Annotated in this window: 21 protein-coding genes and 1 pseudogene; 14 read left to right on the top strand and 8 right to left on the bottom strand. The window is 57.1% G+C overall.

From position 1 onward, the window contains the following. Positions 1 to 198: 198 nt before the first annotated feature. The 3 genes and pseudogenes from MHX53_RS11745 (at position 199) to MHX53_RS02820 (ending at position 5,093) form a co-directional block, all read left to right on the top strand. Positions 199 to 1,026, top strand: coding sequence for a CPBP family glutamic-type intramembrane protease (locus tag MHX53_RS11745; protein WP_102239411.1), 828 nt, complete (start codon positions 199 to 201; stop codon positions 1,024 to 1,026). Between the two features lie 540 nt (positions 1,027 to 1,566). Next, positions 1,567 to 2,532 (top strand): annotated as a pseudogene (locus tag MHX53_RS02825) (DUF1837 domain-containing protein). Then, positions 2,529 to 5,093: a DEAD/DEAH box helicase gene (locus MHX53_RS02820; RefSeq protein ID WP_239271226.1), complete on the top strand. Its 2,565-nt coding sequence runs from the start codon at positions 2,529 to 2,531 to the stop codon at positions 5,091 to 5,093. Before MHX53_RS02825 ends, MHX53_RS02820 begins: the two are co-directional and overlap by 4 nt. Positions 5,094 to 5,991: 898 nt before the next feature. On the opposite strand, the gene MHX53_RS02815 is transcribed toward MHX53_RS02820, so the two are convergent. Beyond that, complete coding sequence (locus MHX53_RS02815; RefSeq protein ID WP_239271225.1) at positions 5,992 to 6,582, bottom strand: dihydrofolate reductase family protein; 591 nt, start codon at positions 6,580 to 6,582, stop codon at positions 5,992 to 5,994. Positions 6,583 to 6,754: 172 nt separating this feature from the next. Next, on the bottom strand, positions 6,755 to 9,031 hold the full coding sequence (locus MHX53_RS02810; RefSeq protein WP_239271224.1) for a bifunctional UDP-sugar hydrolase/5'-nucleotidase: 2,277 nt from the start codon (positions 9,029 to 9,031) through the stop codon (positions 6,755 to 6,757). Between the two features lie 288 nt (positions 9,032 to 9,319). On the opposite strand from MHX53_RS02810, the gene MHX53_RS02805 reads away from it, so the two are divergent. Further along, positions 9,320 to 10,003, top strand: coding sequence for a metal-dependent transcriptional regulator (locus MHX53_RS02805; RefSeq protein ID WP_239271223.1), 684 nt, complete (start codon positions 9,320 to 9,322; stop codon positions 10,001 to 10,003). Here the strand turns inward: MHX53_RS02805 and MHX53_RS02800 are convergent. The 3 genes from MHX53_RS02800 to MHX53_RS02790 are packed head-to-tail and all read right to left on the bottom strand — an operon-like array spanning position 9,979 to position 12,559. Continuing rightward, positions 9,979 to 10,881, bottom strand: coding sequence for a metal ABC transporter permease (locus MHX53_RS02800; RefSeq protein ID WP_239271222.1), 903 nt, complete (start codon positions 10,879 to 10,881; stop codon positions 9,979 to 9,981). The genes MHX53_RS02805 and MHX53_RS02800 overlap by 25 nt on opposite strands. After that, positions 10,878 to 11,633, bottom strand: coding sequence for a metal ABC transporter ATP-binding protein (locus MHX53_RS02795; protein WP_005886122.1), 756 nt, complete (start codon positions 11,631 to 11,633; stop codon positions 10,878 to 10,880). Before MHX53_RS02795 ends, MHX53_RS02800 begins: the two co-directional genes overlap by 4 nt. Next, positions 11,630 to 12,559 carry a metal ABC transporter substrate-binding protein gene (locus tag MHX53_RS02790; RefSeq protein WP_102239403.1) on the bottom strand — a complete coding sequence of 310 codons (930 nt, stop codon included), beginning with the start codon at positions 12,557 to 12,559 and terminating at the stop codon, positions 11,630 to 11,632. The genes MHX53_RS02795 and MHX53_RS02790 overlap by 4 nt, the downstream gene beginning before the upstream one ends. Positions 12,560 to 12,783: 224 nt before the next feature. Here MHX53_RS02790 and MHX53_RS02785 point away from each other — a divergent pair, with 224 nt between their 5' ends. Both MHX53_RS02785 and MHX53_RS02780 read left to right on the top strand, forming a co-directional pair. After that, complete coding sequence (locus tag MHX53_RS02785) at positions 12,784 to 12,936, top strand: hypothetical protein (RefSeq protein WP_239271221.1); 153 nt, start codon at positions 12,784 to 12,786, stop codon at positions 12,934 to 12,936. A gap of 102 nt (positions 12,937 to 13,038) precedes the next feature. Next, positions 13,039 to 14,166, top strand: coding sequence for a hypothetical protein (locus MHX53_RS02780; protein ID WP_239271220.1), 1,128 nt, complete (start codon positions 13,039 to 13,041; stop codon positions 14,164 to 14,166). Positions 14,167 to 14,247: 81 nt separating this feature from the next. Here MHX53_RS02780 and MHX53_RS02775 read toward each other — a convergent pair whose 3' ends face one another. Further along, positions 14,248 to 14,637 (bottom strand): DUF4870 domain-containing protein, encoded by a 390-nt coding sequence (locus MHX53_RS02775; RefSeq protein ID WP_005886114.1) that lies wholly within the window; start codon positions 14,635 to 14,637, stop codon positions 14,248 to 14,250. 269 nt (positions 14,638 to 14,906) lie between these two features. On the opposite strand from MHX53_RS02775, the gene MHX53_RS02770 reads away from it, so the two are divergent. Further along, positions 14,907 to 15,875, top strand: a complete 969-nt coding sequence (locus MHX53_RS02770; RefSeq protein WP_005886112.1) for an ATP-binding protein — start codon at positions 14,907 to 14,909, stop codon at positions 15,873 to 15,875. 170 nt (positions 15,876 to 16,045) lie between these two features. Continuing rightward, complete coding sequence (locus MHX53_RS02765) at positions 16,046 to 18,406, top strand: S8 family peptidase (protein WP_239271219.1); 2,361 nt, start codon at positions 16,046 to 16,048, stop codon at positions 18,404 to 18,406. Between the two features lie 32 nt (positions 18,407 to 18,438). Here MHX53_RS02765 and MHX53_RS02760 read toward each other — a convergent pair whose 3' ends face one another. Together MHX53_RS02760 and MHX53_RS02755 are read right to left on the bottom strand one after the other, a co-directional pair. Further along, positions 18,439 to 18,594, bottom strand: a complete 156-nt coding sequence (locus MHX53_RS02760) for a hypothetical protein (protein ID WP_239271218.1) — start codon at positions 18,592 to 18,594, stop codon at positions 18,439 to 18,441. 151 nt (positions 18,595 to 18,745) lie between these two features. After that, complete coding sequence (locus tag MHX53_RS02755) at positions 18,746 to 19,660, bottom strand: DUF1206 domain-containing protein (protein ID WP_239271217.1); 915 nt, start codon at positions 19,658 to 19,660, stop codon at positions 18,746 to 18,748. A 100-nt stretch (positions 19,661 to 19,760) separates the two neighbouring features. On the opposite strand from MHX53_RS02755, the gene MHX53_RS02750 reads away from it, so the two are divergent. The 6 genes from MHX53_RS02750 to MHX53_RS02725 all read left to right on the top strand — a co-directional run bounded on the left by MHX53_RS02750 (position 19,761) and on the right by MHX53_RS02725 (position 26,668). Continuing rightward, the gene (locus tag MHX53_RS02750) at positions 19,761 to 20,810 is read left to right on the top strand and encodes a hypothetical protein (RefSeq protein ID WP_239271216.1); all 1,050 of its coding nucleotides are present in this window, start codon (positions 19,761 to 19,763) and stop codon (positions 20,808 to 20,810) included. Positions 20,811 to 20,859: 49 nt separating this feature from the next. Then, positions 20,860 to 21,219, top strand: a complete 360-nt coding sequence (locus tag MHX53_RS02745) for a GntR family transcriptional regulator (protein WP_239271215.1) — start codon at positions 20,860 to 20,862, stop codon at positions 21,217 to 21,219. Positions 21,220 to 21,681: 462 nt separating this feature from the next. Continuing rightward, positions 21,682 to 23,013 (top strand): M20 family metallo-hydrolase, encoded by a 1,332-nt coding sequence (locus MHX53_RS02740; RefSeq protein WP_239271214.1) that lies wholly within the window; start codon positions 21,682 to 21,684, stop codon positions 23,011 to 23,013. 115 nt (positions 23,014 to 23,128) lie between these two features. Next, positions 23,129 to 24,259: a hypothetical protein gene (locus MHX53_RS02735; RefSeq protein WP_239271213.1), complete on the top strand. Its 1,131-nt coding sequence runs from the start codon at positions 23,129 to 23,131 to the stop codon at positions 24,257 to 24,259. Beyond that, on the top strand, positions 24,243 to 25,856 hold the full coding sequence (locus MHX53_RS02730; RefSeq protein WP_239271212.1) for a substrate-binding and VWA domain-containing protein: 1,614 nt from the start codon (positions 24,243 to 24,245) through the stop codon (positions 25,854 to 25,856). The genes MHX53_RS02735 and MHX53_RS02730 overlap by 17 nt, the downstream gene beginning before the upstream one ends. Next, positions 25,853 to 26,668, top strand: a complete 816-nt coding sequence (locus MHX53_RS02725) for a hypothetical protein (protein ID WP_239271211.1) — start codon at positions 25,853 to 25,855, stop codon at positions 26,666 to 26,668. Before MHX53_RS02730 ends, MHX53_RS02725 begins: the two co-directional genes overlap by 4 nt. Positions 26,669 to 26,687: the final 19 nt, after the last annotated feature.

Below are 26,687 nucleotides of genomic sequence, written 5' to 3'. Positions count from 1 at the left end.
TCCACCACCGCTGTGGATTTCGGCTGCGCCGATCATCCTGGGGGCGCCGTTGTTGTTATTCGCCTGGGGTGGGTGAGGCTACTACTAGGTGGATTGCGGCTGCGGGATCGGGTGCCTGATTGCGTGTGTAGCCGGCCTGCTGCTGTCTATGCTGGGCGGGAAGAAGCGCAAACTTCTGGCCCCGCTCGGGGAGGTGCCGTGAAAGACCTTGTCCGCCGTCGTCCTGTTGTTGCTTTCTTCGCGTTGGCATACCTCGGATCCTGGTTGGGATGGTCACCGTGGTGGCTTTCGGAGAGCGGCATTGGGGTTCTGCCGTTCACGATGCCGTTTGCGGTTATTGCTCTTGTCAACCAGGTGGGTCTCTTTGCGGGCCCCTTTGCCGCGGCACTCATTGTGACTCGGGTTCTCGATGGACCAGGAAGCCCGCGGGCATTCCTCGCTCGAGCCTTCTCGTATCGGGGTCGGCCTGCCACGTATGCGCTTGCGCTTATTATGGTGCCGCTGGTCGTTGCACTGCCCTACCTTTTCTTGAAGGGAAAAGCCGGTGTCGAAGGGCTGACGGTATCGACACTCGTAACCACCCTTGTCACGTACCTCGTCTACCTTGTGGGAGGTCCTCTCCAAGAGGAGCCGGGATGGCGCGGCTTCGCACTTCCTCGCATGCAGCAGTCGATGCATCCGCTCTTGGCGGCTGTCGGCCTTGGAACAGTCCACACCTTTTGGCATGCCCCGCTGTTCCTCACCGATGAGTGGGACACCTCGCGTTCGGATGCGGGTCAGTTGGTTGCCTATTTGCTGCTCGTTGTGGTGCTTTCGATCGTGCTGTCCTGGGTGTTCAATATTTCCGGCGGGAGTTCAATCCCGGCAATACTGGCCCACAACTCTCTCAACTGGGGACTGCTGTCGGCGGGAAATCTGCTTGGTTCCCCGATCGTGAATACGTGGCCGGCAGCGCTTGCGCTGACGGTGCTCGTAGCAGTGATCCTGGCCTTCACGCGTGGGCGGCTCGGTTACAGCACGCCCTGAGCCCGATGCTCACTGCATTAAGACTGTGAGCACCAGAGCGATTGTCGCCAAGACGAGCAGTGCGACCACGCCCGCACCGAAACTGCGCTACGGACCCTGACCGCCCGACCATTGAAAACGAGCGTGGGCAGCCCCACTGCCCAGGAGACGTGGCACCTCGATCTGTAATGGTGAGACGCCACAATCGCCTAACCGGGTTACGTCGTCTGGCCCCGCCTGGTTTCGCTTCTTTCTCATTACCTGCCATCGATGTGACCACTGCATCGTGCGTCGGAGTCTGCGCGGTTGCTCCGGTATACCTCGGTAGTCCACATCGGCAGCCGACCTGTAGCTCCGTAGCGACCTGACTGTCGGCGTCGATGTGTCGCTCTGTTGCGGCCATGACGATACGGGTAGGATGGGCGGTATGAGATTCTGATCCGGGTCGTTCGGTCCCCTCGACCCTCGGCTGAGGTGGTCGATGATGAACCAACAAACTTCGTGGAGCCCAGGAGTGCGTGTCGTCGCTTTGCCCGCTCGGAGCAAGATTGGCCCGATCGCATGATTAACGAGGCGGCTCAGGCTGCCGTTGAAGAACAAGTGCCGTTGATCAAAGCGGTTCGGCGACTCGTGCGGGGCGGCTGGGACGAAGTAGAAAGTTCGATTGTTACTTACGGCGAACCGATCGCTATTGAAGGCACGCGTTCGATTGTGCGCTGCCACTTTCTTCGAAGTGACCCTTCGGGCCGCCCTCGCCTCAAGGTGCTAGCGGAGCAGCTTGCGAATCAAATCGTCAACTACTGCATCCCACGGACGGAAATTCAGAAGGTTGGGCAACTATCTCTAGACAGGCAGATTCCGGAGATTACTCGTTTAGCTAACGAAGCGGCACGCCTATTCACTCAGACTCAGGTCAATACAGGGGAGGGTGCGGAGCTCCTTCTGTATGCGCTACTTGAAAAAGGGCTCCAGATACCGCAGATCCTTAGCAAAATGTCTCTAAAGACGAGTACTGAGATGCAGTAGCATGGTGCTGACGGAGTCCATGCGAAGCTCCTTGATAACGGGGATCTAGCTGTCTATTGGGGTGAAGCAAAGCTCTATGAGTCGGTCGCTAAGGCGATGACAGATTGCATGGACAGTATCGCGCCGTATCTGTTGGGTAACGCTCATGAGCAGGATGTCTTCCTGATCCGGCACTATGCCGACGCTGGAAACGCAGAGGTGACGGCCCGGCTACTCGAGTACTTCAATGACAAATCGGTCCTTTCAGCGAATGTCGAGATGCGTGGTGCCTGTCTTATCGGGTTTGTGCATGAGAACTATCCAAAGCTTCCGCGTGAAGAAGAATCCGTGAAGGCCGAACTGGACAAAGCTATAATTAGCTGGGCGGAATCCACAAGGAAGCGCCTTCGGAATCGTTCCTTGACTGGACATGCTGTCGAAGTGTTCTTTTTCCCAATGCCGTCTGTCGGTGAATTTCGAAGGGCGATCAAGGCAGAGCTTCGGATCGAGGTTAATTCGTGAGCGAGTTTTCTGATCGGGTGCTTGCCCTTAGCCGGTTCCGAGCTGGACTTGAAGAGATAGCGGTTAGTTCGGTACGGGCAGATGTGCCTTTGGTAGACGACTCCGCTTCTCCTGCCCCTGAACCTGACTGGGTTTTCCTCTTGGTGTGCGCGAGTGCGCTAACAGCAGAAATGAATGAGGTTGCCCAGGATGCCGTGTTGCGTGTTGCGCAAGGCTGCCTGCGATCGCGCCAAAGTACTGACGAGCAGCGCGCCGCCGCCGTTCTTCTATTAGAACGAGTTGGGAATCAGCCGGCAATCGCTTTAGCGCGCGATCGTGACGAGAGTATCCTGACATCGATCGAAGCGAATTCGTCGGCACTCGTCCTTGATGCTTTTGGTCGTCGGGCTGAACTAACGGTAACGCTTCCGAACGGCGCCGTTATCGACGCAAATCCCTTCCAAAAGGCGTTCTGGGAGCTTGCGTCTGCCAATGACTGGGTAAGTGTATCCGCGCCGACATCCGCAGGTAAGTCGTACATCATTCGTGAGTGGATGCTTGCGGAACTGCGAGGGGCGACGCCTGTGCGACTGGTGTACATAGCGCCCACCAGAGCCCTTGTTGAGGAGGTTAGCGAGGTCTTCCGATCTAAACTTGATGAAAGCGTGGGTGTTCATACTCTCCCGTGGGATCCTGAGATTGTTGGCTTCGAACGACAGGTTTTTGTGCTCACGCAAGAGCGCCTTCACCTCCTACACCAACGGTTGCCGCAGTTTAAGGCATCAGTGATCTTTGTGGACGAAGCTCAGAAGATCGCCGATGGCACTCGCGGTATACTGCTAACGCAAGTGCTTGACGAAGCCCTTCGCAGAGACCCTAATATTCGGTTAGTGTTCGCGAGTCCTTTGTCGTCTAATCCCGGCGTACTGCTAGATCCCACATCTTCACAGGAGCGCAAGGCTGCGCTTGTCGGTGAGACGGTGACAGTGAATCAGAACCTCGTCTTCGTCAACCAAGTCCCTCGGAAGCCGCGCCGCTATGTGCTCTCACTTGTGTACGAGGGTGAGGAGCGGGAGGTTGGTGAGATTGAGTTGCCTCTTGCCCCAGATGGCGTTGGGCAGAAGGTTCCTCTCATCGCTGCCGCGATTGGGGGCGTCTCCACGGGGAATCTTGTTTTTGCGAATGGGCCGGCTGAAGCGGAAAAGTTTGCGCGAACTATATTTAATGCATTAGGCGAAGGCCCTGCGATGAAGTCAGACGCCATTCAAGAATTGGTCGACTTTTCTAAAGGTGTCGTGCACGAGAGATTTCAGCTCGCCGAGTTTGCTAAGCGGGGCGTTGCGTTCCACTACGGTGACATGCCCCTCGTGCTAAAGGCGAAGGTGGTGGAGCTATTCAAGAGAGGGGAGATCAGATTCCTGGTATGTACTTCCACGCTCCTTGAGGGAGTCAACCTGCCGTGTCGCAACCTCTTCCTACGTGCTCCACGTAAAGGGCCGAGGAAGCATATGCCTATGCCAGATTTTTGGAATCTGGCAGGGAGAGCTGGTAGGTGGGGAACTGAATTTCAGGGGAATGTATTCTGTGTTGATACTTCAGATGCGAAGGCATGGCCTGAAAAGCCTGGGCGACGCGAGCGGTCATCGATCGTTCCCGCGGCAGCTGCGACGCTATCCAACGTAGCTAGCGTGATCGAATATATCGACCGCGGTGCACGCGAAGCTGATCGTGCAACTTCTCCGGAGCTCGAATCAGCCTTCAACTGGCTGGTTGGGCGTTTCTTGTCTGACGGGAATCTGATTGGGATTCATGGTGTCGCCTTAAACGCAGAGGACACCGACCGGATCGCTGAAGCACTTGGGCGTGTGGCACCATCTCTCCGGATTCGTTCGGCCCTGGTGAAGAAGCATGCGGGTATCAGTCCGACGTCGATGCAGCGCCTCTTGGATGCTGTCTTGGCGAACGGACACCCGGAGGAACTTGCTCTGGTACCCCCAACTAGCGATGATGCGTTCGATGAGTACAAAATCGCGTTGGACTATGTTGCTGAGTATCTGGGCGGATCGTTCGAGCCGGAGCGTCGTCGCTTGTCACTTTCGCGTCTCATCGTTCATTGGATGAGGGGCGTGCCTCTTAGCGTCATTATTGACAACCGTGCGAGATGGCAACGTGACCAAGGCAAAGAAGTCTCCTATCCAAGCCTGATCCGCCAGGTGATGGCGGACGTAGAGGAGATCGCGCGTTTTGAGGCTCCAAGGTATTTATCCTGTTATGCTGACGTCGTGGCCCAAGCGGCGGGAGAACTTGGTAGACAGATTAATGTGGATGCCGTCGATATCGAGATGATGCTTGAATTCGGAGTGCCACGGCTAACTGATATGTCATTCATCTCGATTGGGTTGTCAAGGGCTACTACTCGTGCCATTGCGGAATTACTACTGGATCCCGCGCTCTCTCCAGCAGATTGCACAGCTTGGATCGAGAATGTCGATGTCGAGCAACTTGAACTTCCTGCTTTCGCCGCACGCGAGATCATGGCGCATCGACAACTTCTTTCCGAGCGACGCGGGCGAGCAAGGTAGATAGCCGCACTGTCGCTGTGATGGGGGCCGGAAGCGGACCAGAACCATGTAAGCCAGGTGTGATGCGATGCACTCTGCATGAACCGCGACCTCGAATGACGCGGAAATCGATCTTGCAAGAGCGGCTTGAATGCGTACAGTTGCGCCCGGCACCCTTCCCAGCTGTTCCTGAAAACACCTTTATAGGTACCTGGCCGAACATGCTTGAGGGCGCGTTTCGCCAACTGGTGGACCACGTGCGTACGGCCATCAGTATTCGCCCCGGGGGTCGCGGATTTCCGCGCACTCCTTGTCATCCAGCTTCTGACCGCTCCAGCAGAAGAAATTGCGGGAGTTTAGCCGCTCCAGCGATCCACCTGCAGTTTGTGCCGGCTCACCAGCTCGCCTACCTCCGTCTGCGACGCTGAGCTACTGCGCAGTTGGACCTCCCGTCCGCGCTAGTCGTTGCCGACTCCCACCAAGATCAGATGCAATCTCGGATCGCTTGGTGCCGTCTCGTAACGGGTTGGGGCTGTCTGTAGAGCTGCGTCAATGGGGAGCGTCTGTCTGCCAGCGAGTATGGGTGGCTCCAGAAGACGCAGGGCGTCGAGTTCGCTGTCGGATGTGTTCGTGCGCTACACCCATGAGAGTCAACGGCGGGGGCAAGTTTCGACAAGCCTCCCGCTAGGTCCACTCGAGAAGCTAGTGAGACAGCACTCGTAGAACAAAAGCCCTGGTGGGATAACCCACCAGGGCTTTTGCGTTCCGTATGTGAGTTTTTGGGTTAAAGCGGGTTAATGCTCAAAATGTGTGTATGAGTCGGGCGTGTCAACGGCGCAAAGTGAGCGAAACTGCGCAATATATTGCGCAGTTTCGCTCACTTTGCGCTAGCTTCTGCACGGCCCTGGTCTTCGAAGCCTCAGCTCTTGGCTCGGTAGGTCGCGATAATTACACCTGTCGTGGTGATAGTGGGCTCTCCAACAAGCTCCAGATCCTCCGAAACCGCTCCGTCAGGAAATTGCCGCCACCCCTTGCCGAGCACCAGTGGATGAATCATCAGCTGGTACTCATCGATAACTCCGGGCTTAGCGCGCAACGACTCAACCAGTTTGTTGCTCCCCATGATGAGCAAATCTGGCCCGTCTTGCTGCTTAAGTTCCTCCACGGCCTCGATCACATCGCCTGTAAGCAGAGTCGAATTCTCCCAGATCAACGGCTCTTCAGCGGTGGTAGAAGCGACATACTTGGGCGTGTTATCAAGCACCTCAGTAAAGGGATTTCCAGTTTGCCCGTGCCACGCAGAATAGAAGTCTTCATAGGTGCGTCGGCCAAACAGGAGTTCGGCCCCATTGGCCATGCCGGCACCCATAGCCGCACTCTTCACGTCATCGTTGTATTCTTGCGCCCATCCGCCACGATCGAAGCCGTTCCGTTCATCTTCGTCGGGACGTCCAGGGGCTTGCATTACGCCGTCCAAGCTAACGTTGTTAAGCACGATTACTTTGCGCATATTTTCCTCCAGAAATCGTATTACAAGCATAAACGAGGCCGTCCACTCCTCAAGAGAGCGGACGGCCCCGTAACCAGAACTAGCTACCGAATCTCGCTGGTGAAACCGAGATAGTGCCGTCGAGACGATGAACAACTATGCCTGAAGACCTAGCTCCATCGTTCGAGTACTGTCACTTGCGAGTTCTGCGAGTCCAAGCAACGGTGACTACACCCATGCCGATCAGAATGAGAGCCACGGTAGCGCTTTGAACGATGTTGGCACCTGTGCGTGGCATGTCACCGCTGTCCTTTTCAGCGTGAGCAGGAGCGTCAGAGGACTGATCATCGGAGGGTTCGTCACCTGGTGTTTCTGACGGGCCAGCGTCTGAACCGTCTTTGTCGTCGTCCTGAGAATCCCCATTATCGGTGGGGCGTGGTTGCGTTTCCGCGCCACAGTCGATCTCCGTTTTGAGCTGGTCAGGTGAGACCGAGGTGCCAAAGTCGGTAGCCACGGCGACAGAGAAATCTTGCCGTCCTGTGCGAGTGCCACAGACCTCTTCCTTCTTGAACGACACCTGAGCTTGTCCGGCGCCGTCAGTGGTGATGATCGAGTCCGTTGTGTTGGCCTTCGGTTCGACAAGCGAGTTATTCACGTCCGCTGTGCGCTCCACGTCACCGATGGTAACCGTGACCTTTTTAGTCACGCCCGGACCTTCTGAGAAGGAAAGTCCGCGCATGTCGACTGGAATGTCACCCTGTTTATTAGGAGCACCGACAGTGACTCCCACAGAGGACTTCTGGGCTCGCGGTTCGCGCACCTTTTCACCCAGATACTTCGCTAGCTGGTCACGGTCCAGGTTACCCATGTTCACAAGGTTCTTGCCTGCGGTGAGAGCGTCAAACGAGTCTCCACCTTCAAGCAGGAACGTGACGGAGCCGATCGTGTACTTGCGTTTAAGGTCCAATGGCTCGTCATTGACGTACACGGAGGTAATCCGCTCACCGTACTTGGCACTTGGGTCGTAGGTGTATCGCACATTGGAAGAGAGACCCAGCTTGAGAAGTGGTCGCGAGTTCTGCGAATTGAGATCCGTCTTCCATTGCTGCTCGAGTGCCTTCTTGAAGTCGGCGCCGCTCACAGTGACGTACCCCAATTCGTTGCCAAATGGAGCCACATCGAATACCTGACGGTAGCTGATTGAGCCGTCTTTGCGCGGACGCAGGTCTTCTCGCAAACCACCAGCATTGATAATCCCAATGTCGACCTTGGAGCCGTCCTTGGTGAGTACGGTGTCTTTCATCGAGTCGGCGACCATGTCACCCAGGGTGGATTCGATTCCTCGGTTTGAACCCGGGACGGGGTTTTCTTTGTCGTTCGCGGCGAAAACTCCACGCGCAAAGCCTTGCTTGTACCCTTGGGCAACGGGCTTTTCGCCTTCTTTGTCTGCCTTCTTCTTAGCGGTCGCAACCATTTGCGCGACGCTTGCGTCTTCGCCACACTCGGCTACCTTCGCAGCAGGAATCAGTTCGACATCAGACGACAGGACCTTCTTGGTTTTGGTATCAAACTGAACAGATACTTTGGACAGATTGTCCATGTATGAACCGGAGGCCGTGGCTACCAGGGTATTGCCCTGTGAACCCTTGACGTTCTCAAACTTGTACGGCACGTGCGTGTCACCGCCCATGAGGGCATCGACGTACTTGCCCATCTTAGGGTAGGTGTTTGCCGCATCGTCATCGATCATGGCGACAACGACATCCGCTTTTCCAGATTCCTTCAGTTTCTGCGCCTGCTTGTTTGTCACTTCTGCTGGGTCGGCGAACTTCATGCCAGCGGTTGTGCCCGGGGACAGCTTGTATGGCACGTCTTGTGCGATTCCACCAATGAAAGCAACGCGGACGCCAGCAGCGGTGGTAACGATTTTGTGGTCACCGAGCACGTCATCAAGCGATCCGCTGACGTTGGCGGCTAGATAGGGAAACCCAAACTTGCTGTACGACACACCGTTGACGGTTCCGCCCTTTGTTCGCGCACGGAATACGTCCTGGCCGTCGTCCAGTTCGTGGTTTCCAATTGTCGAGGCGGCAGGGTTGAGGGCGCTGAGCGCGTCGACTGTGGGGTTGTCGTGGAGGATGCCCGAGGTGAAGGTGGAGGCACCGATGTTGTCCCCAAGCAAAGTGAAGGTCGAGTTGGGGTTGGTGGTGCGGGCGCGATCAAGATAGCACTTCATAGACGCTGCGCCAGCCTCGACGATGTTGCCGTCGTCGTCCGTCTTTTGTTCGATATGACCATGCACGTCCGTAAGGTTGTACAGGTCCAGCGATACAACGTCAGCCGACGGGGTAGCTGAATCGGTGGCTGCTGTAGGCGATGGAACGCTAGCTGCGTGAGCGGCGGTCGGTCCCATGGCCACAGCGAGGGCGGCGATCCCGGCGAGCACAGACCGGTAGACAGGTAATTGCACGAGTACTCCTGGAGTCGAATGCTTTGTGATGTGTACGAGCTGTGGACCGAAGGGGCCAAATACTTCAGGTAATGCCACCGAGATCGATAGCCCGCAAAAAAATAATACGCCACAGCGAACTTCTATGTTGTTGAAGAGATGTACTGTAAGTTACTAAATAACAAACTTATGAATGTGGGTGGCCATGGCGTCCCGTCCCACTGCGATACGTCGGTATCATCAGCGCGCTTTTCGAGACCATTGCGTGTGCATAGCTCGCTCCGTGCGTTCTGACGGTAACCTGGAAGTATGTCTGTCTCTGAGCTGTCCACGAGTGCCCAGAATTACCTAAAGGTGATCTGGGGTCTGACGGAATGGAGTTCGGAACCCGTTACACCCACACGAATCTCCGAACGCATTGGCCTAAAACTTTCATCGGTTTCCGATGCTGTTCGGCGTCTGGCCAGTCAAGGTTTGCTGACCCACGCACCCTACGGATCTGTTGAACTAACGGAGTCTGGTCGCAAGTATGCGCTTGCGATGATCCGTCGGCACCGGCTCATTGAGACTTTCCTTGTTGAAACGCTGGGCTATACCTGGGACCAGGTACATGACGAGGCTGAAAGCCTCGAACACGCCGTTTCGGACTTCCTCATCGACCGCATTGATGCACTTCTCGATCACCCAACACGAGACCCTCACGGTGACCCGATCCCGTCCAAAGAGGGTAAGCTCGATGTCCCTGATGCTCAAACATTGTCCGAGGTCGGCCCGGGGAAAGAAGTTATAGTTGAGCGAATCTCCGACAGTGACCCCACCCTTCTGAAGTATTTCTCCGAGCAGGAAATCTGTGTAGGCGTGCGTCTTGCAGTCGCCGAGGGTGGTCCTTTTTCTGACGCGTTGCTGGTGACTCCTGCACGCCGAGGTGCCAAGACCGTACCGCTGGGTCGCTCGGCTACCGATGTGCTTTACGTATCGCTTGCGGCCAGCTGAGGTTTGGTAGTCGACTGCGTAGCGCGAGCATTTAGCCGACTTCGGCGCCAGTTCGCGATGAGTCCGTGCCGTGGTGCGCATAAATAAGCACATGTGAACACGCAACCCTGGGTGAGGACGATGAGGCCGCCGGGCGAGGCGTCAAACCAGTAACTCAGGTAGATGCCCGCAATTGAACAGCCTGCCGACAGCGTCGGGGCAATGACCAGCATTCTGCTGAACTTTTCGGTCACCAGACGAGCCGTCGCACCGGGGATGATGAGCATTGCTACGACGAGCACGACCCCCACAATCTGGAGGGCAATGACGGTTGTTAGCGCGAGGACGCCGAGCAGGAGAGCTCCTAGGCGTCGGGGAGAGATACCAATGACACGCGCGTGAGTTGGATCGAAGGCGAAGAGAGTGAGATCACGACGTTTGATGACAAGGATGGCTAAAGCAACTGCCGCAAGCACACCAATCTGCACGAGATCACTGGTAGAGATACCCAAGATGTTGCCGAACACAATGTGACCGAGGTGGGTTTGGCTGGGCGTCACTGAAATGAGCACAAGTCCACCTGCGAAAAGCGTCGTGAACACGATGCCTATAGCCGTGTCCTCTTTGATCCGGGTGTTAAACCTGACTGCACCTATGAGACCAACGGTGATAAACGCGAAGACAACTGCTCCCAGGGCGAAAGGAAGACCCAAAATATAGGCAAGAACAACGCCTGGTAGCACCGCGTGCGATACCGCGTCCCCCATGAGCGACCACCCGATGAGCACTAACCAGCATGAAAGGAGCGCACACACCACTGAAGCAATAACAGTAGCCACAAGAGCGCGACTCATGAATTCGTAGGAAAGCGGCACCAACAGCAGATCGTAGATCGTCATGCTACCACCTGACCGTCCCACGAACCCTTGCCCAGGGGATTGAGCCCAAAAGCCTCGGTGAGCCGCTGAGGTGAGAGCACCTCGGCGACAGAACCCGAATACAGAACCGTGCGCTTGAGCAGGATCGCCTCGTCAGCAAGACCAGGTAAGGCGTGGAGGTCGTGTGTGGAGACCAACACCGTTCCGCCTGTGGCTGCGAACTCCCGGAGCAGCCGCACGATTGTTGCTTCAGAGCGCTTGTCGACCCCTGCGAACGGTTCGTCAAGAAGCACAATGTCTGCGCCTTGGGCCAGACCACGAGCCAAGAACGCGCGCTTTCGCTGGCCACCGGAAAGCTGCCCAATTTGCCTCTTGGCGAAAGGTTCGAGGTCAACCCGGTTGAGCGCTTCGGTGACGGCTTCACGGTCAGCTGCTCGCGGCCGGCGTGTGAGTCCGAGGCGACCATAGCGACCCATCATAACGACCTCGGCGACGGAGAGGGGGAAGGACCAATCGACATCTTCGCTCTGAGGAACGTACCCGAGGAGCCCCTTGCGGCGGGCCCGTGCTGGTGTTTGACCATCGAGCAGGATCGTTCCGGAGGTCGGCTGGACCATCCCGGTGAGTGCTTTGAAGAGCGTCGATTTTCCCGAACCGTTCATGCCGATGAGCCCCGTGACTTTGCCGGCAGCGACTGTCATCGACGCGTTTTCAAGAGCACGAACGCTGCCGTAATCGACAGTTAATTGTGAGGTTTCAATTGCGGTGGTCATGAATTCTTCCCCGTAAGCCCAGCGGCAATGGTGCGGACGTCGTGACGCATGAGATCCAGGTAGGTGGGAACAGGGCCGTCAGCCTCGGACAGCGAATCGACGTACAGCGTTCCTCCGAACTTTGCTGGGGTCGCGTCGACAACTTGCTGCATGGGTTTGAGCGAGACGGTCGATTCACAGAACACTGCTGGAACGGAGTTCTTTTTAACGAACTCAACGGCGCTCGCCACTTGTTTTGGAGTTCCCTCTTCTTCCGCGTTGACCGGCCACAAGTACTTTTCGGTCAGACCTGCATCGCGGGCCAGGTAGGAAAACGCTCCCTCGCATGTCACAAGAGCACGCTTCTCTTTGGGAACGTCAGCGAGTTCGTGCGTGAGCTCGTCATGGATTCCCTGCAGGGACTTCTTGTATTCCTTGGCGTTGCTGGCAAAGTCGTCAGCGTGCTCAGGGTCAAGCTCGCTGAAGGCCTTCACCATATTGTCCACATAAAGCTGGACATTTTTTGGACTCATCCAGGCGTGTGGGTTTGGCTTGCCCGCGTAGGCGTCCTCGCTAATGTTCATCAGTTCCACGCCTTCAGAGACAACTGCGTGGGGCACCTTTGCTTCTTCAACGAACTGTTCGAACCAACGTTCGAGGCCAAGTCCGTTGTCGAGGATGAGGCTGGCCTGTGAAGCCTTCCGCACATCACCGGGTGTCGGTTCGTAGTCGTGGATCTCCGCACCTGCCTTAGTGATCGACTCGACCTGCAGATGGTCACCCGCAATGTTCTGCGCTATGTCCTGTAGCACGGTGAAGGTTGTAAGCACCGTTGGCTTCCCGCCGTTCGATGCTTTCGCTCCATTCTTGGCGTTGCCACAGCCGGTGAGTGTGAGTGCCAGGATGGCGCAGATGGCCACCAGAACTGTTCCGATTTGTTTCCGCATTCCGAACCTTCTTTTCCAAAACTGCGTGAAAGAAACGCAAACAATATGTATAGACGAATCATAATGTTCGTCGAGGCGTAGTTACAACCCTAGTGTATGCGAAGTGACAGTCGGGATAATGAACCTGGTTGATACTGAAACAGCACAGTGATCGACGGCTGGGGTCTACACGAGGCCTTGGATAACACCACGTATCAGCCACCTCGGCCCGCTTGGTGCGGGGTGTGATCGCCGCTGTTTTTGCTACATTCACCGCACTGTTTGCACACGTAGTGGGTGGCGCCCCCATGCCTGGATGGTTGGGTATTGTCGCTCCGCTCAATCTGTCGATCTTCATGTGTACTGTGCTGGCGGGCCGTCACGTTGACCGGTCATGAACGCGAAACCACTCACTGCCTCAGCAAGAGTGCCGAAATCGAGAAGTGGGCTGAGCGCGTGCCCAGTTTTGAGGAAACTGTGTCCCTGTTCATACTTGTTTCATGCATGAACAGGATCGCCAGCACCGCTTGGCGGATGCGTTGTTAAGCGGCCCACGCGGTCGGCGGCTGTTACTGGAATACGCGCTCGCCTCGGAACGGATCGAGGGCAAGGATGAGCGAGACGATTCACTCAGCTTGGCGGTGTTCATCGCGTCCTATCACCTCGAATTGCGCAGTGGATCGACTTCAGGCGCGCTGATGGGTCCAGGTGCCGAGGAGATAAGAAAAACGGTGGTGACGCCGGAGGAGACTGCCGCACGTTTAGAGGGCGTGACTTTAGCTGAAGTGACGCCGAGGTCGTTGCTGTCGAGCCTGTTGCCGGCGGTGGAGATGGCGGCATATTGGCAGGAGCCCCAAGGTGACGATGTTCTGGCTGCGACCGACCCCATGCGGGCCGGACTGCGCCGAGTCGCTGAACACATCGCAGCTTCGACGCACACAGACTGGTGGACCACTCCAGTGGAGGAGTCGTCACAATGCACTGTGCAGTGGGACGGCGAGCTTCGACGGGTTCCGGAAGATCCGTTGCGCGTATTGCGCACAGTGCGGGCGAAAGATGCAGACGATGAGAAATTGGCTGCACGCGAGCGCCCCACGGATCCAACAGCATCTTGGAGCGGGATTTGGTGGTCCACGCCTCCACGTGATCTCCCGTCGTCGACTCGGGAGTTGTTCGACACGAGCCCGGTGGGATTGTGGCTGGTAGAGGACAGTATGGGGTGGGAGACCGCAGAAACCCTACGGTTGGAAGTTCCAGAGGGGTTGCGTGTGTATGAGATCGATTCGGCAGAGGCGTGGGCTGAGTTGTGCAGGCGGTTCCCGTTTGAGCAAACGGCACAAAAGCGTCATGACTGGTATCTGACCACCGGGCGAACCGGAAAGTGGGTGGTCCCAGACTGGGCAAAGGTCGCTGAGTATTACGATGCAGTACACCTCCAGGTCGCTGCGTACCTTGCGGCAGCGGGGACGGCGATCCCGGTTGATGCTGACAGAGCGACAGTGATTGCCGGCTGGGGGCCAGACGAAACCTATTGGTTCACGCCGCGTGTCAACCACCTCGGCACCCCTACCGCGTGGATCCTTACGGAAGACAGCATCGACTACCTTTGGGAGCGCCGGCCCAACTAGGTTCCGCACCTCGGCACCCCTTGGGGCTGTTCGTGGTGCCCTTCGAGGTTCGGTAGTGGCGGGTCTGGCTGTCCGCCGACCTTAGCGGAGCAGCGGGAGCGTGAGTGGGTAGCGGTACATCTCGTGGCGGGAAGCAGCCATCGCTGCCAGGATTGGGATCACGATGCTGACGATATAGACGATCGCCCAGATGATGAAAGATACGGGCAACAAAATGACGGTGAAGGCGAGGACAGTGGCGGCCGCTGAGGCGAGCGCCAGGGTCACTGCGAAGTTGAAGGATCCTGCGGCTGCATTGCGCACGAAGTCGCTTTTGTCTTTGTAGATGAACCATACGATGAGCGGTCCCACGAAAGAGAGCATTCCCACGCTCACCACCGAGGAGATGATGAGTGAAAGGTGGGACAGGATCGCCCAGGTACGTTCGGTCGACGGATCGGTGGTCTGATGCGTGCTGTATGTCTCGTTCATGTCTTCTATTCTTCCGTGCTCAGCTAGGCGCGACCATGCGGTTTTCCCCCAAGTTCTAGCGGATGCAACCCAGAAAAGACGTGCCTTCGGTATCTTTGAGCGCCAAACACGCTGGAGGAAAACGACATGCCCACCACTGTGAAGCCCTATTCCGCGCTAATCGTGCTTTCAAAAATCCGTTTGCAACACGCATGCCCATGCAGAAAATAATGTGAAGGTATCCTTATATGAAGAAAGTCTGACGACGCAAGCGCTGAGGGAGGTGCGCCATGGCTGGCAACGGACAACACATTGCGGCGATGGTGCGTAGCCATGCGTCTGGTGATGACGATAGTTTCTATTCGGTCGCGCTCCAAGTGGCTGCTCGAGAAGCCAAAGCTGGTCATCACGTGCTTGCTAACGACATCAAAAAGGCTGTTGACGCCTCTCGCGAACGTGAGCCTGTTGGCAAGATCACACCGCTTGCGCAGCCTCGTGGCGAACTTGCTGAATTGGTCGAGGTGACATACGCCGACGTGCGATTGCGAGAGCTGGTCGCTTCAGCCGAACTTGCCACGCAGATTAAGCAAGTTCTCGCCGAACAACGTCAGCGCAAAAACCTGCTCGAGTACGGTTTCGCCCCGGCGCATCGGTTGCTTTTGGAGGGACCGCCTGGAACCGGGAAGACGATGACCGCTGCCGTACTCGCCACCGAGCTTGCTATCCCAATGTTCACAGTCAGGCTCGATAGCCTAATGAGTAAGTTCATGGGTGAGACAGCCAGTAAACTTCGCCTAATCTTCGACTCTGTTGCCCATCGCCGTGCCGTCTATTTGTTCGATGAAATCGATGCTCTTGGGGCTGACCGTTCCGGGAATGATGTCGGAGAGGCCCGTCGGATTCTGAACTCATTCCTTGTTTTTTTGGAGGAAGCGAGCGCTGAGTCGCTCGTGCTCGCGGCTACGAACCATCGTTCGATCCTCGACAAAGCGCTCTTCCGTCGGTTCGACGCGGTCTTGACTTACTCTTTGCCCGACGCGCGACAGGCGGTAGCCGTCATGCGAGCACGTCTCGGGACGCTTGCTAGCGGGACAAGCATGGCAAAACTGGGCGAATATACGGTCGGACTGAGCCATGCCGAGCTTGTGAAGGCGGCCGAGACTGCAGCAAAGACGATCTTGTTGCGTGGCGATAACAGGGTCCAAAGAGAAGATCTCATTGTCGCACTTACCTCGCGTAGAACGGCAAGCCTTGGCTGAGGCGCACCGCAACCTCGACCACCTGTACATTGAGGGGTACGTAGAAACAGCAGACTTTCACCGTGTGGGTGGGGGGACCTGATAAGTCGATCCGCCAAGTCAATCGTCGCGACCATGGGACTCGGCTAAAGAAGGCTGCTGAAAATGTTTTCAGCACCTTCGACCAACAAATGACAGATCTCGAGATGCCCTCCTATGAGGAACTCCGGGCAACCGGCACGATCCTCGTTCTCGAGGGAGAAGGATCTGCGTATCCTTTGAAGGTCGAGTCCCTCAACTCCTACACAGGAGGAAAAGTACGTAAACCGAAGTGGCTTCTTTTGTCGGTGCGTAAAGCTCAGGACGAAAACCCCGAGACGGCAACTGTCTGGATTTCCGACTCCTACCGCTCGCAGTTCCTGAAGCTCTTCGAGGACTACCTCAACGATGAGAAAAACACCAAGAAAGGTCGACCCAAAAACCAGGATCTCGTCGCGAACATTGCACGCATTCGTCAGGCAGTCCTTGACGACCTCTGGACTTCGGAGATGCAGCCGCTGAAAACTGGACTCCACTGGTGGGAACTGTGGCTTGACGACAGTGGCGCACACCTCGCCGACTGGGAGCGCTTCGTCACTACGCACCAGCTTCAGACTCGTCGTAGCGAATTCCGTTTAGGAGACCGCCTTGTTGTCTGGGTAAAAGCATCATGGTCCCAGCTACAGATCCTCCCGTTCACTTCGGTGCCTCTGGCCGAAATCCGGCACCCCCAGTTCATCGACACAGTGGAAGACCTGAGCACTAGTGAGCAGGACGAGTATGTTGAGGATCTAGCCCAACGCATCATTCATGCTTCGGCAGATGTGCCAACCGTATGCCACCTGGACACGGGAGTGCTTCGTACTCACACTCTCCTTGGAGGGTCCTTAGCGCCCAACGATCACCACTCGATCTTCGGTGGATCAGGAACAGACGTTCACCCGAGTGGGCATGGCACCTCGATGGCCGGTCTCGCGTTGTTCGGAAACATCGATTCGTTGCTCACGGCACGGACTAGTGTTGCCCTTCGTCACAGGTTGGAGTCAGTGCGGATGTGGCCGGGACCCGGTGACCAGTTGATCGACCCGATCGACTACGGCACGGCGACTGTCGAAGCGGTCTCGCATCCGGAGGTAGCTCGACCCGATCGACATCGCACATTCTGCTTGACGTTGAGCACCGATCCCGACAAACCGGGCGAACCAACGCTATGGTCCGCGTCAGTCGACGCACTGGCGGCCGGCACGGATATCGTCCGGAGAGGAAACGAACTCCAACTGCTTTCAACGCCAGATCCCGCGTCTGGTCGACTCATCGTTGTCGCGGCAGGAAACGTGCCGGACTACGCCACTGATCATCATACGAACTCCGAAAACTCGCCAATCCAAGACCCGGCTCAGGCTTGGAACGCACTCACAGTCGGTGCGTACACCGAACTTACTGATGCTCCATCGCACCCGCAATACTCAGGTTGGAACGTCTTAGCCGAATCCGGCGACATCTCTCCGCACACGACCACGTCGCTTTACTTCAACATGACGCGCTGGCCGATCAAGCCGGACATCTGCATGGAAGGAGGTAACGTTTTGACAGATGGCGCTAGCACGTTTGAAGATAAATTGCCTTCGCTGTCGTTACGTTCGACTGGGCACAAAAACGATGTTGCACTGACTTCGGCCAATGCCACGAGTGCCGCAACCGCACAAGCCTCGCGATTGGCGGCCATGGTGATGGATCGGTACCCATCGTACTGGCCTGAAACTGTGCGTGGGCTGTTGACACACTCCGCAGAGTGGACCGATTCGATGGTTCAACAACTTGCTAGCGACCAAACCAAAACTGGGCGCCAGATACTCCTCCGCCAGTTCGGCTGGGGCGTGCCATCGGAAAAGGCAGTGTTGAATTCTAGGCGAGACGCGGTCACACTCATCGCTCAAGACAGCTTCGTTCCGTTCAGCGGAGACAAGTACTCGATGCGACATTTTCGCCTGCACGCGCTACCGTGGCCAACCGATGTCCTCCAAAGTATCGGTGCGGCCGAGGTGCGCCTTCGTGTCACCTTGTCCTATTTCATAGAGCCGTCTGCGTCTCGACGAGGTTGGCGCAGCAAGTACCAGTACGCGTCCCATGGTTTGCGGTTCGACCTCCAGGGGCGTTTGGAAAACGAAGCCGAGTTTATTCAACGAATTAATCGGGAAGCGCAGAACGAAGAAGGCGGTCCACGATTGAAGGAATCAGACCGTTGGTTCCTGGGCGAGCGAGCGCGACACTTGGGGTCGCTTCACCAAGACGAATGGATTGGCACCGGTGCCGAACTAGCCCACTGCAACAGTGTCGCGATATATCCAGTGGGCGGCTGGTGGAAGAATAACAGTCGCAAAGACCGCCGCGACCTGCCTGTCCGATATGCGCTTCTGCTTTCGCTCCAAACGAAGGAACAAGACGTAGACCTTTACACGCCGATCGCTACTCAACTCGAGATTCCGGTCACGGCTGAGATATCTGCGCCGTAAAGCTACTCGGGGCGCTTAAGAAGCGGTTGCTCCTAGTCTCTGTGTACTTCCATGGGGTCAGTTCGCACCCAGGTGGGTGTTTCTTTGGTCAGCGTTGAGTCGGGGAATCCGGCTTCAGCCTCGTCTGCCCAGCGTTCAACGTCAGCGTCGGTAAATGCGACGCCGTTGACATCAGTGTATTTCGTCATCGTGCGTTCCTCATTTCTTGCTCGAAGCCCTTTGAGAGGTAGTTCGCGTGAATAACGAACACCCCGCCGGGGACATGGATTACTACCAATTCGACGCTACGGCCAACGTGATCAAAACCGATCACACCCCAGCGTTGCGGTTCCGTGCCAATCAATCTGCTTTTTCGTGCCGCGCATTAAACGCCCACACCAAGCAGAAACAGCCGAAAGCGACGATCCCTAACGCCATTACCGTCAGCAAGTACGGTCCGAACGGCTGATCGACCAACGTGCGCAATGCCGAATTCGTGCCGCCGGCCGCCTCGGGGTCATGCGTGATTGATGACCACATGAACAGACCACCCACAAAGATGATCGCGACCCCTTTAGTGATGTAACCAACCTGGCCCAGGCGCTTCACCCACAGGGCGACGCCCCCATCCAGGTCATCCTCAAACGACTTTTTTACCCCAGAAACAATCTGGCCCACGCCAACGGCAGCAATCACAACACCGGCCAGAGCGATAATCACGACACCGCCAGGCATACCCAACACCTGGCCCACCATGGACTCTTGCTTTTCTTCACTATCTCCGCCAGCACCCGCAACGGCTTGAACGGCGCTGGCACACAAGAACGCGTACACGGCACTGCGACCCACTGACGCAATCCTTTTGAACAACCGCTTTGCACCCGAATACTGCTGATTGCCAATCGCTGCTTCAATGAGCTGCCACACCACCAGCGCAGCCAATCCAACCGCACACACAATCAGCACCACGTATCCAAACGGTTGTTGTGCAATCTGCTGAGTCGCCCCGGAGTTAGAGGCTTCCTGTCCGCTGGTACCTCCGCCCCACGCGATCTGCACACAGATGAACGCAATGACCAAGTGCACTACGCCGTAGGCAAGTAGACCTACTGTGACAAACCCGCGATACACCGGATTCTGCTGGATCACTTCACCGGCTTTTTCAGCTGTCTCACTATGTGCGTCACCTGCTTTGTGGGCGACGTTTTCCGCTTTGTCTGCAACGTCTTGTGCCTGGTCAGCCACGTCTTTGGACTTGTCTGTGAGGTCGCTCATACCTCAAATTTACCGGAGCGAACGCGGAAAACCACTTGCAATCGAGTTTTGTATCAGTACATACTATGTATTGATACATACAGCTACGGAAGGAAGTGACATGAACACCACGATCTGGATCATCATTTCAGTGGGGGTGCTCTTTGCAACAGCCCCCGTCACTAGCGGTATGCGCAAAGTGAATGAAAAAGAACTCGCCAAATACGCAAACAAACAGAAACTTCCAACCCCTAACCACCTCCGCCCGGCCCTCATCGAACGAATCACACAACGTGAACGTGCGGCCTTGACCTGCGGAATTGCTGGAATCGTCATCAGCTTCGTGATCGGTGCCATTCTGCAGACCGCATTCGGCGGCTGGGACGCCGACATGCCAATCGCTGGCCCCCTCACTCTCATGGGTGTGGCATTCGGTGGAGGACTGGGCGGCCTCGTCGCCACCTACCGAACCAAACCGCTTGCCCCTGAACAACCTCGGGTAGCCCGCCCCATTGAAACAACCCTTGGCGACTACGTCAGCAAAGGTGAGCGGATCGCACCGTGGCTCGCGCCTGTCAGCATCGCGCTGAGCACCGCCGCCATGTGGATCATTGCCGCCCGTACCCCCGGGGTGATTGCGGAATACAGCAACCAGTTCGTGATGCTCACCGTTGTTGCAGGGTTCCTGCTGTTGCTGTGGGGAGCCATGCTGTTCGCCTGCACGCACATTCTCAACCGCCCACAGCACGCCGGCGATGACCTGGAACTCGCCTGGGACGACGCCGAACGTACCGTTGCACTACGCGGACTCATCGACAACGCAATCGCCATGGCGATGGTGTCATCCCTGGTGACGCTGGCTGGAGTGGCCAAAGCGATCACCGACCCACAGGTACGCGAAGGCGCTCAAGACCTCACCGCTGGACTGGCGGTTTCGGCCTTTATCACTGGTCTGGTTTGCTGGGCAATCGTCCTGATTCCATTTTTGACCGGCCGTTTCAACCCCACACCATGGCGCAAACTGTGGGCCGGAAAAGACCTCGGGGTCGCCTCGGACGCGGCCACCTCGGGGGCAGCAGCTCATACGGACGCGGACGGCGCCCACGCGGCCGGCACGCACGCAGGTGCGAATACCGCGAACTCTGCGACCACCTCGGACGAAAACGCCTGACGACCACCCTGCCAGACCTGGCAGAGACCTGACAGAAAGGACGGATGCCATGTTGCGCATTGACCCCGCAGGTGCGACACCTCCGTACGAGCAACTACGTTCGCAGCTCATCCAGCAGATCGAGTCCGGCGAACTCCCGCCCGGTTCCCGCCTCCCAGCCGTGCGACGTTTGGCCAGCGACCTGGGGATCGCACCCAACACGGTCGCCCGCACCTACCGCGAACTCGAAACCCAGGGATACGTGAAAACCGCGGGTCGGAAGGGAACGATCGTGAGTGAAGACACCTCGGCCGCGCCTGCACTTAGTGCCACCCGCGACTTCGCGCGCCAGCTTGTGGACATGGGTGTTGATATGGAGTCGGCGGTGCGGATGCTTCGCCGGGCCTTCGCCGAGGTGGCCCAGCGTTAAGCGCCTCCCTTACGTAAGTGCCCGTCAAGTGGGCAGTGCCCCCGAGGTGGATGTTCCGCCTCGGGGGCACTGGGCTTTTGGCGCGGTTGTGTGGGTGGGGTTGTGGATGTTGTGGGGTGTGGGTTTTGGGTGGTGGTTTGGGGCGCTGCGCTACTTGAAGGAGTGAAAACTGCGTTTGGCTACACTCCGGTTCTTGGAGTGTAGCCAAACGACCGGTTTTGTTCGCTCAGAGTGAAAAAACGGGCTGTTTCGCTACACTCGACTCGAACTCCGGTGCTCGAGTGTAGCGAAACGCAGTCAGGTGGGTTCGACCCCCACGAGACTCGCACCCCCACGACTTAGACCCCCATACGCAAACCACATCAAGAACTACAGTCTGGACACGAACCTCACCACGTACAGCTCATGGCTACGATCGTGAACCAATACCAAAAGCCCAGGCCACGTCAGTGAGGTTGTGCAATGTCGCAGAGTCATGAGACCAGAGCCCCCAGCTCTGGTGCAGTAAAGTCCAGCACCCACAACGCCCGTCCCATTGAACCGGATGCGGAAGCGCTGGAATCAGCCATCAACCAACTGTCCACTTACACCGACTCCGCACAGGACGGCTGGACCCGCCAAGTGCTCAGCGAACCATACAAAGCCGCCCGCGAATTCGTGGCTAACCGCATGAAGAGCGCGGGCCTGGAAGTCCACACTGACGGTGCAGGCAACATCATCGGTCGACTGCCTGGTCTGGCTAGCGAACGTGGCGCCAGGCTCAAACCGCTGGTGACGGGTTCGCACACCGACACAGTTGCCTCAGGTGGCAGATACGACGGAATCGTGGGCGTGCTGGGCGCCATTGAAATGGTTGAAGCCATGCGACGCGCAGGAAGACGTTTCGAACGCGACCTCATTGTCATCGACTTCTTAGGCGAAGAAGCCAACGACTTTGGAACCATGTGCGTGGGATCAAACACACTGGTGGGAGGCGTGACCCCGGCAGTGCTGGATTACACCGACCCAACTGGCGCAAAGTTTGGCGACGCCTTGGCACGCTTTGGTGTGGATCCCAACGCCGCGCTCAACAACGCGTGGCAACCGGGCTCCTTCCACGCCTACATCGAACTACACATTGAACAGGGACCACAGCTGGAACGGCACAACACTCAGATCGGTGTGGTTACAGCAATCACGGGCATTTCGCGTTTCATCGCCCAGTTCAGCGGCCGCACCGACCACGCTGGAACCACTCCCATGGACGTGCGCCACGACGCGCTCATGGCCGCGGCCGCCTCGGCTTTAACGGTCGAACGGGTCACGTGCGGTACACCCAATCACGGAGTGGGAACCGTGGGGCGGATGGACGCATGGCCCGGCGCGCTCAACGTGGTGCCTGGCCGGGCAACGCTCGAAGCTGAGTTCCGCTCCGTTGACAGCGACTGGCTGGGCGTTGCTCAGCGCGACATAGCTGAACAGATCGCCCAGGAAGCCCACGCCCGAGGTGTCGAAGTGGATCTCGAGTGGCTCGCCACCATGGAGGCGGTCCCCACCGTTCCGGCTATCCGCGACGAGATCGCCAACGCCGCCCAAACTGCCGGTCTCACCTGGGAAGCGATCCCTTCCGGTGCTGGGCACGACGCGCAACACATGGCCGCGCTTGGTCCCATGGGCATGATTTTCGTCCCCAGCGTGGATGGGCGCTCGCACTGCCCCGAGGAGTTCAGCCACACCTCGGACATTGCCAACGGCGTGCGCGTCCTTGACGCCGCCCTTGCCCGCCTTGACGCTATGGACGTCATTCGCCAGTAGCCTGGGACGTCCCCCAGCCCCGCCCGAGGTGGTGCCAACCGGCCGTGCCCCGTCGCCTTCCGGGGGAATTCGTTCACACACTATTCACCAAGCGTCCTTAAGCTTCAAAAGTACTATGAAAAACAAAAAGATCGCTGCCATTGCAGGTGCGGCCATCATCGTTGTTCTTGTTGCGGTGCTTGGCATAGCTGTTGCCAGCCGATTCGGCTTTAGTCTCTTTGGTAAACCCAAAACTGAAGTCACTGCGGTTGTTGGTAGCGAGAAAGAAGCCTTTTTCAAAGACCAGCGCGTGGTTGAAGCGTTCGCTGATAAAGGCTTCACAGTGAAGGTCTCAACTGCTGGTTCACTTGCAATGGCGAAGAGTGATTCCACAGCTAACAACGACTTCGCTTTCCCATCATCTGAATCCGCTGGTCAGGCGGTTCAAAAAGCGTTCAAAGACAAAGCGCGTAACTCGTATACGCCATTCTTCTCACCCATCGCAATTGCAACGTTCGAACCCGTCGTTCAGGTGTTAGCCAAGAACGGCGTTGCCCACGAAAACCAGGGCATTTGGGAAATCGACATGGCCAAGTATCTTGAACTGGTCAAAGACAACAAGCGGTGGAGCGACCTCAAAGACAACAAGGCGTACAAGCCCCAGCGCAACGTGCTCATCACCAGCACTGACATCCGGAAGTCCAACTCCGCGGTAATGTACATGACGCTGGCCAGCTACGTCATGAACAACAACTCGGTTGTCACTGACAAAGGTGCGGCTGAATCACAAGTCAATGACCTATCCAAACTCTTCCTCAACCAGGGGTATGCACAAGGGTCATCAGCCGCTCCGTTTGAACGCTATTTGAGCCGCGGAATGGGTGAAGCGCCCATGGTCATCGCCTACGAAGGTCAGTTCCTGGGAGAAGAAACCGCACAGAACTCACGTATCCGTGACAACATGGTGCTCGCCTACCCAAGTCCAACGGTCTTCTCCACGCACACCGCTGTGACGTTTACGGAAAACGGCGACAAGGTCATGGACCTGTTGTCCAACGACGAAGAACTGGCCAAACTCCTCGCCGAACACGGGTTCCGCAGCAACGGTCCGCACTCCGCTGCGTTCGATAACTGGGTGCAAGAAAAGAACTTGAGCGACCGGTACCGCCCAGCAGGCGACTTTGTTGAGCTTGCGCAGATACCGTCCAGCGAAATCACCACGTTCCTCGTCGACAACATCGGGAGACGCTATGACTTGGCCAACTAGGTCTGCAACAAGCACGAAAACCAAGCCCTGGCACATCATCCGCACCCTGATCGCTGTGCTGACCGTGGGTATGCTCACGTTCGTGACCGCTGCGTGCGACGGCGGTGGCTTCGGAGGAAACGCAAACAGTCTGAAAGTCCTAGCAGGGTCCGAAGTCAAAGACTTAGAGCCGATCCTTAACGACATGGCCAAAGAAACCGGTGTAAGTTTCGACATCACCTACGCCGGAACCCTTGAAGGCACCGAAAAACTGGTCAACGAAGGTCAGGGCGATTTCGACCTCACATGGTTCCCATCCAACTACTATCTGTCGTTGTTTGAGCAGTCGAAATCACTCGTTGGTGAAGAAAAATCAATCATGTCTTCGCCAGTAGTTCTGGGCCTCAAGCCTGAAAAAGCTAAGCAACTGGGCTGGTCAGAAGACAAGCAACCAGCATGGGCTGATGTTGCACAAGCCGCAGAAAAAGGCGATCTGAAGTTCGGCATGACCAGCCCGCTGTCGTCCAACTCCGGTTTCTCAACTGTTCTGGAAGCTGCAACAGCACTCTCTGGTTCAGGTAACGCGCTACAAACCAAAGACGTTGAAGCTGCCACAGAAGGACTTTCCAAATTCTCCAAAGGAACCTCTCTCACCTCGGGAAGTTCCGGGTGGCTAGCGGAAGCCTTCGCAAAAGACCAGTCCAAAGCAGACGGAATCTTCAACTACGAATCCGTACTCAAAGGCATGGACTTTGGGGGCCAACCACCCGTGCTGATCGCACCCTCAGACGGCGTGGTCACTGCTGACTACCCACTGACCCTGCTTGACGGGGCAGACGGCGACACCAAGGAAAAATTCAACAAGGTCACCGAACACCTGCTCAGCGATGAAGTCCAGCAACGCATCACGGACGAAACACACCGTCGCACAAAGGTCTCAAACCCAGACGAATTCCCCACAACCTTTGAAACCCCGTACCCAGCAACCCTGGACACGGTCCAGAAACTGCTGGAAGCGTGGGTGGCAAACGGACGCAAACCCGCCACGATGTTCTTCCAGATTGACACCTCGGGCTCCATGCGCGGGGAGCGGTTGGAACAACTCAAAACAGCGTTGGGAATCTTGAGCGGAACCAGCGCAAAGAACGACACCGAACGCTTCCTTGCGATCCAGCCACGTGAAAAGCTCAAACTGGTGGAGTTCTCGCACGAAGTCAAGAGCACCGACGGATACAGACTGACTGACAACGGTAGCGCTGACAAGGTGCGCAAGGACCTCGACACCAAGATCCAGACGCTGACGGCTGAAGGCGGAACAGCCATTTACTCCACGTTGCAAACCACGCTGGAATCGGCGAAAAAAGAAAAGTCGGATGACAAGATCACCTCAGTGGTGGTGTTCACCGACGGCATGAACGAACACGGCATCTCATTCCGCGCGTTCAAAGACTGGTACAGCAATAACCCGGACGTCCAGGATATCCCCGTGTTCGCGGTGAGCTTCGGAAATGCCGACTCAGACGAACTACAGGAACTGGTCTCACTCACTGGGGGCCGCGTGTTTGACGGCAACGCCGACCTCACCGCCGCGTTTAAGGACATCCGAGGCTACCTGTGAAAACTCGTACGCAGGCCATGATCGCTGGCGCCAGTGGAGTGCTGCTGGGCGCAACCAGTGCTGTCTTGGGGCTGGGTAGTTTTGCCGGCGCGGTTGGGGTTGCGGGTGTCGCCGTGGCTGCAGGAGGCGCAATGGCTGCCGCCGTTGGTGTCTTTCTCCACGCAATCACTCCCGCGCCCAGCCTGCTCGTAACCACCTCGGACGGGGTTAACGAAAGCACCGCCACCATCCTGGAAAACGTGCTGAACTCAACCCGCGACATACGGCGCAAACTCGACGAATGGCGCAGCGAACTGCCCCGGATCGAACGGAACCTGCGCGGACAGCGAGGGGCGGGTGGCACCTCGGCGGGGATGGCCCCAGGGGTCACCTCCGGAGTTGAGGCGGCGCCGGGAGTTGGGGCGACCTCGGGCCGGTATGGGGGAGCCTCGCGGCCGGCCGAGGTGTTAGACCAGCTGGCAGGGATCCTCACCCGGATCGACGGGTTAGCCCAGACCGAAGCCGTGCAAGAACGCGACCCCAGCGACGGGGACCTGCTCATGTTGGAGGGGATCGCCTGCCGGTACATTCCGGAGCTCATGGACGCGGTTGACGACACGTTCGACTTCCTGGCGAAGTTCAGCGGGGATGCGCTTAAGGACGTGCAGAAAAACCTCGAGACGATTCACAGTGAGTTCGGCGTCATGAGCGAGACTCTGGAACAGCTGGAACAGGACGTGGTGCGAGGCGTGAGCCACTCACTGGAAGTGCATTCGGAGTTCATGCGTAGGCGCCTGAACGCTTCGGACACCCCATCGATTATTGATATCTAGCTCCAATCCAAACTCACCC

The organism is Brevibacterium sp. ACRRH, assembly GCF_022346365.1.
In the GTDB taxonomy this organism is placed as follows: Bacteria; Actinomycetota; Actinomycetes; order Actinomycetales; family Brevibacteriaceae; genus Brevibacterium; species Brevibacterium paucivorans.
Note: the sequence above shows the minus strand (reverse complement) of the source record. Positions and strands in the feature narration are given on the sequence as shown.

Coding starts and splice junctions, on each gene's coding strand:
- MHX53_RS02815 (WP_239271225.1), bottom strand. CDS start 6,582: ATGCGCAAAGTAATCGTGCTTAACAACGTTAGCTTGGACGGCGTAATG.
- MHX53_RS02805 (WP_239271223.1), top strand. CDS start 9,320: ATGTCTGTCTCTGAGCTGTCCACGAGTGCCCAGAATTACCTAAAGGTG.
- MHX53_RS02800 (WP_239271222.1), bottom strand. CDS start 10,881: ATGACGATCTACGATCTGCTGTTGGTGCCGCTTTCCTACGAATTCATG.
- MHX53_RS02795 (WP_005886122.1), bottom strand. CDS start 11,633: ATGACCACCGCAATTGAAACCTCACAATTAACTGTCGATTACGGCAGC.
- MHX53_RS02790 (WP_102239403.1), bottom strand. CDS start 12,559: ATGCGGAAACAAATCGGAACAGTTCTGGTGGCCATCTGCGCCATCCTG.
- MHX53_RS02780 (WP_239271220.1), top strand. CDS start 13,039: ATGCATGAACAGGATCGCCAGCACCGCTTGGCGGATGCGTTGTTAAGC.
- MHX53_RS02775 (WP_005886114.1), bottom strand. CDS start 14,637: ATGAACGAGACATACAGCACGCATCAGACCACCGATCCGTCGACCGAA.
- MHX53_RS02770 (WP_005886112.1), top strand. CDS start 14,907: ATGGCTGGCAACGGACAACACATTGCGGCGATGGTGCGTAGCCATGCG.
- MHX53_RS02765 (WP_239271219.1), top strand. CDS start 16,046: ATGACAGATCTCGAGATGCCCTCCTATGAGGAACTCCGGGCAACCGGC.
- MHX53_RS02760 (WP_239271218.1), bottom strand. CDS start 18,594: ATGACGAAATACACTGATGTCAACGGCGTCGCATTTACCGACGCTGAC.
- MHX53_RS02755 (WP_239271217.1), bottom strand. CDS start 19,660: ATGAGCGACCTCACAGACAAGTCCAAAGACGTGGCTGACCAGGCACAA.
- MHX53_RS02750 (WP_239271216.1), top strand. CDS start 19,761: ATGAACACCACGATCTGGATCATCATTTCAGTGGGGGTGCTCTTTGCA.
- MHX53_RS02745 (WP_239271215.1), top strand. CDS start 20,860: ATGTTGCGCATTGACCCCGCAGGTGCGACACCTCCGTACGAGCAACTA.
- MHX53_RS02740 (WP_239271214.1), top strand. CDS start 21,682: ATGTCGCAGAGTCATGAGACCAGAGCCCCCAGCTCTGGTGCAGTAAAG.
- MHX53_RS02735 (WP_239271213.1), top strand. CDS start 23,129: ATGAAAAACAAAAAGATCGCTGCCATTGCAGGTGCGGCCATCATCGTT.
- MHX53_RS02730 (WP_239271212.1), top strand. CDS start 24,243: ATGACTTGGCCAACTAGGTCTGCAACAAGCACGAAAACCAAGCCCTGG.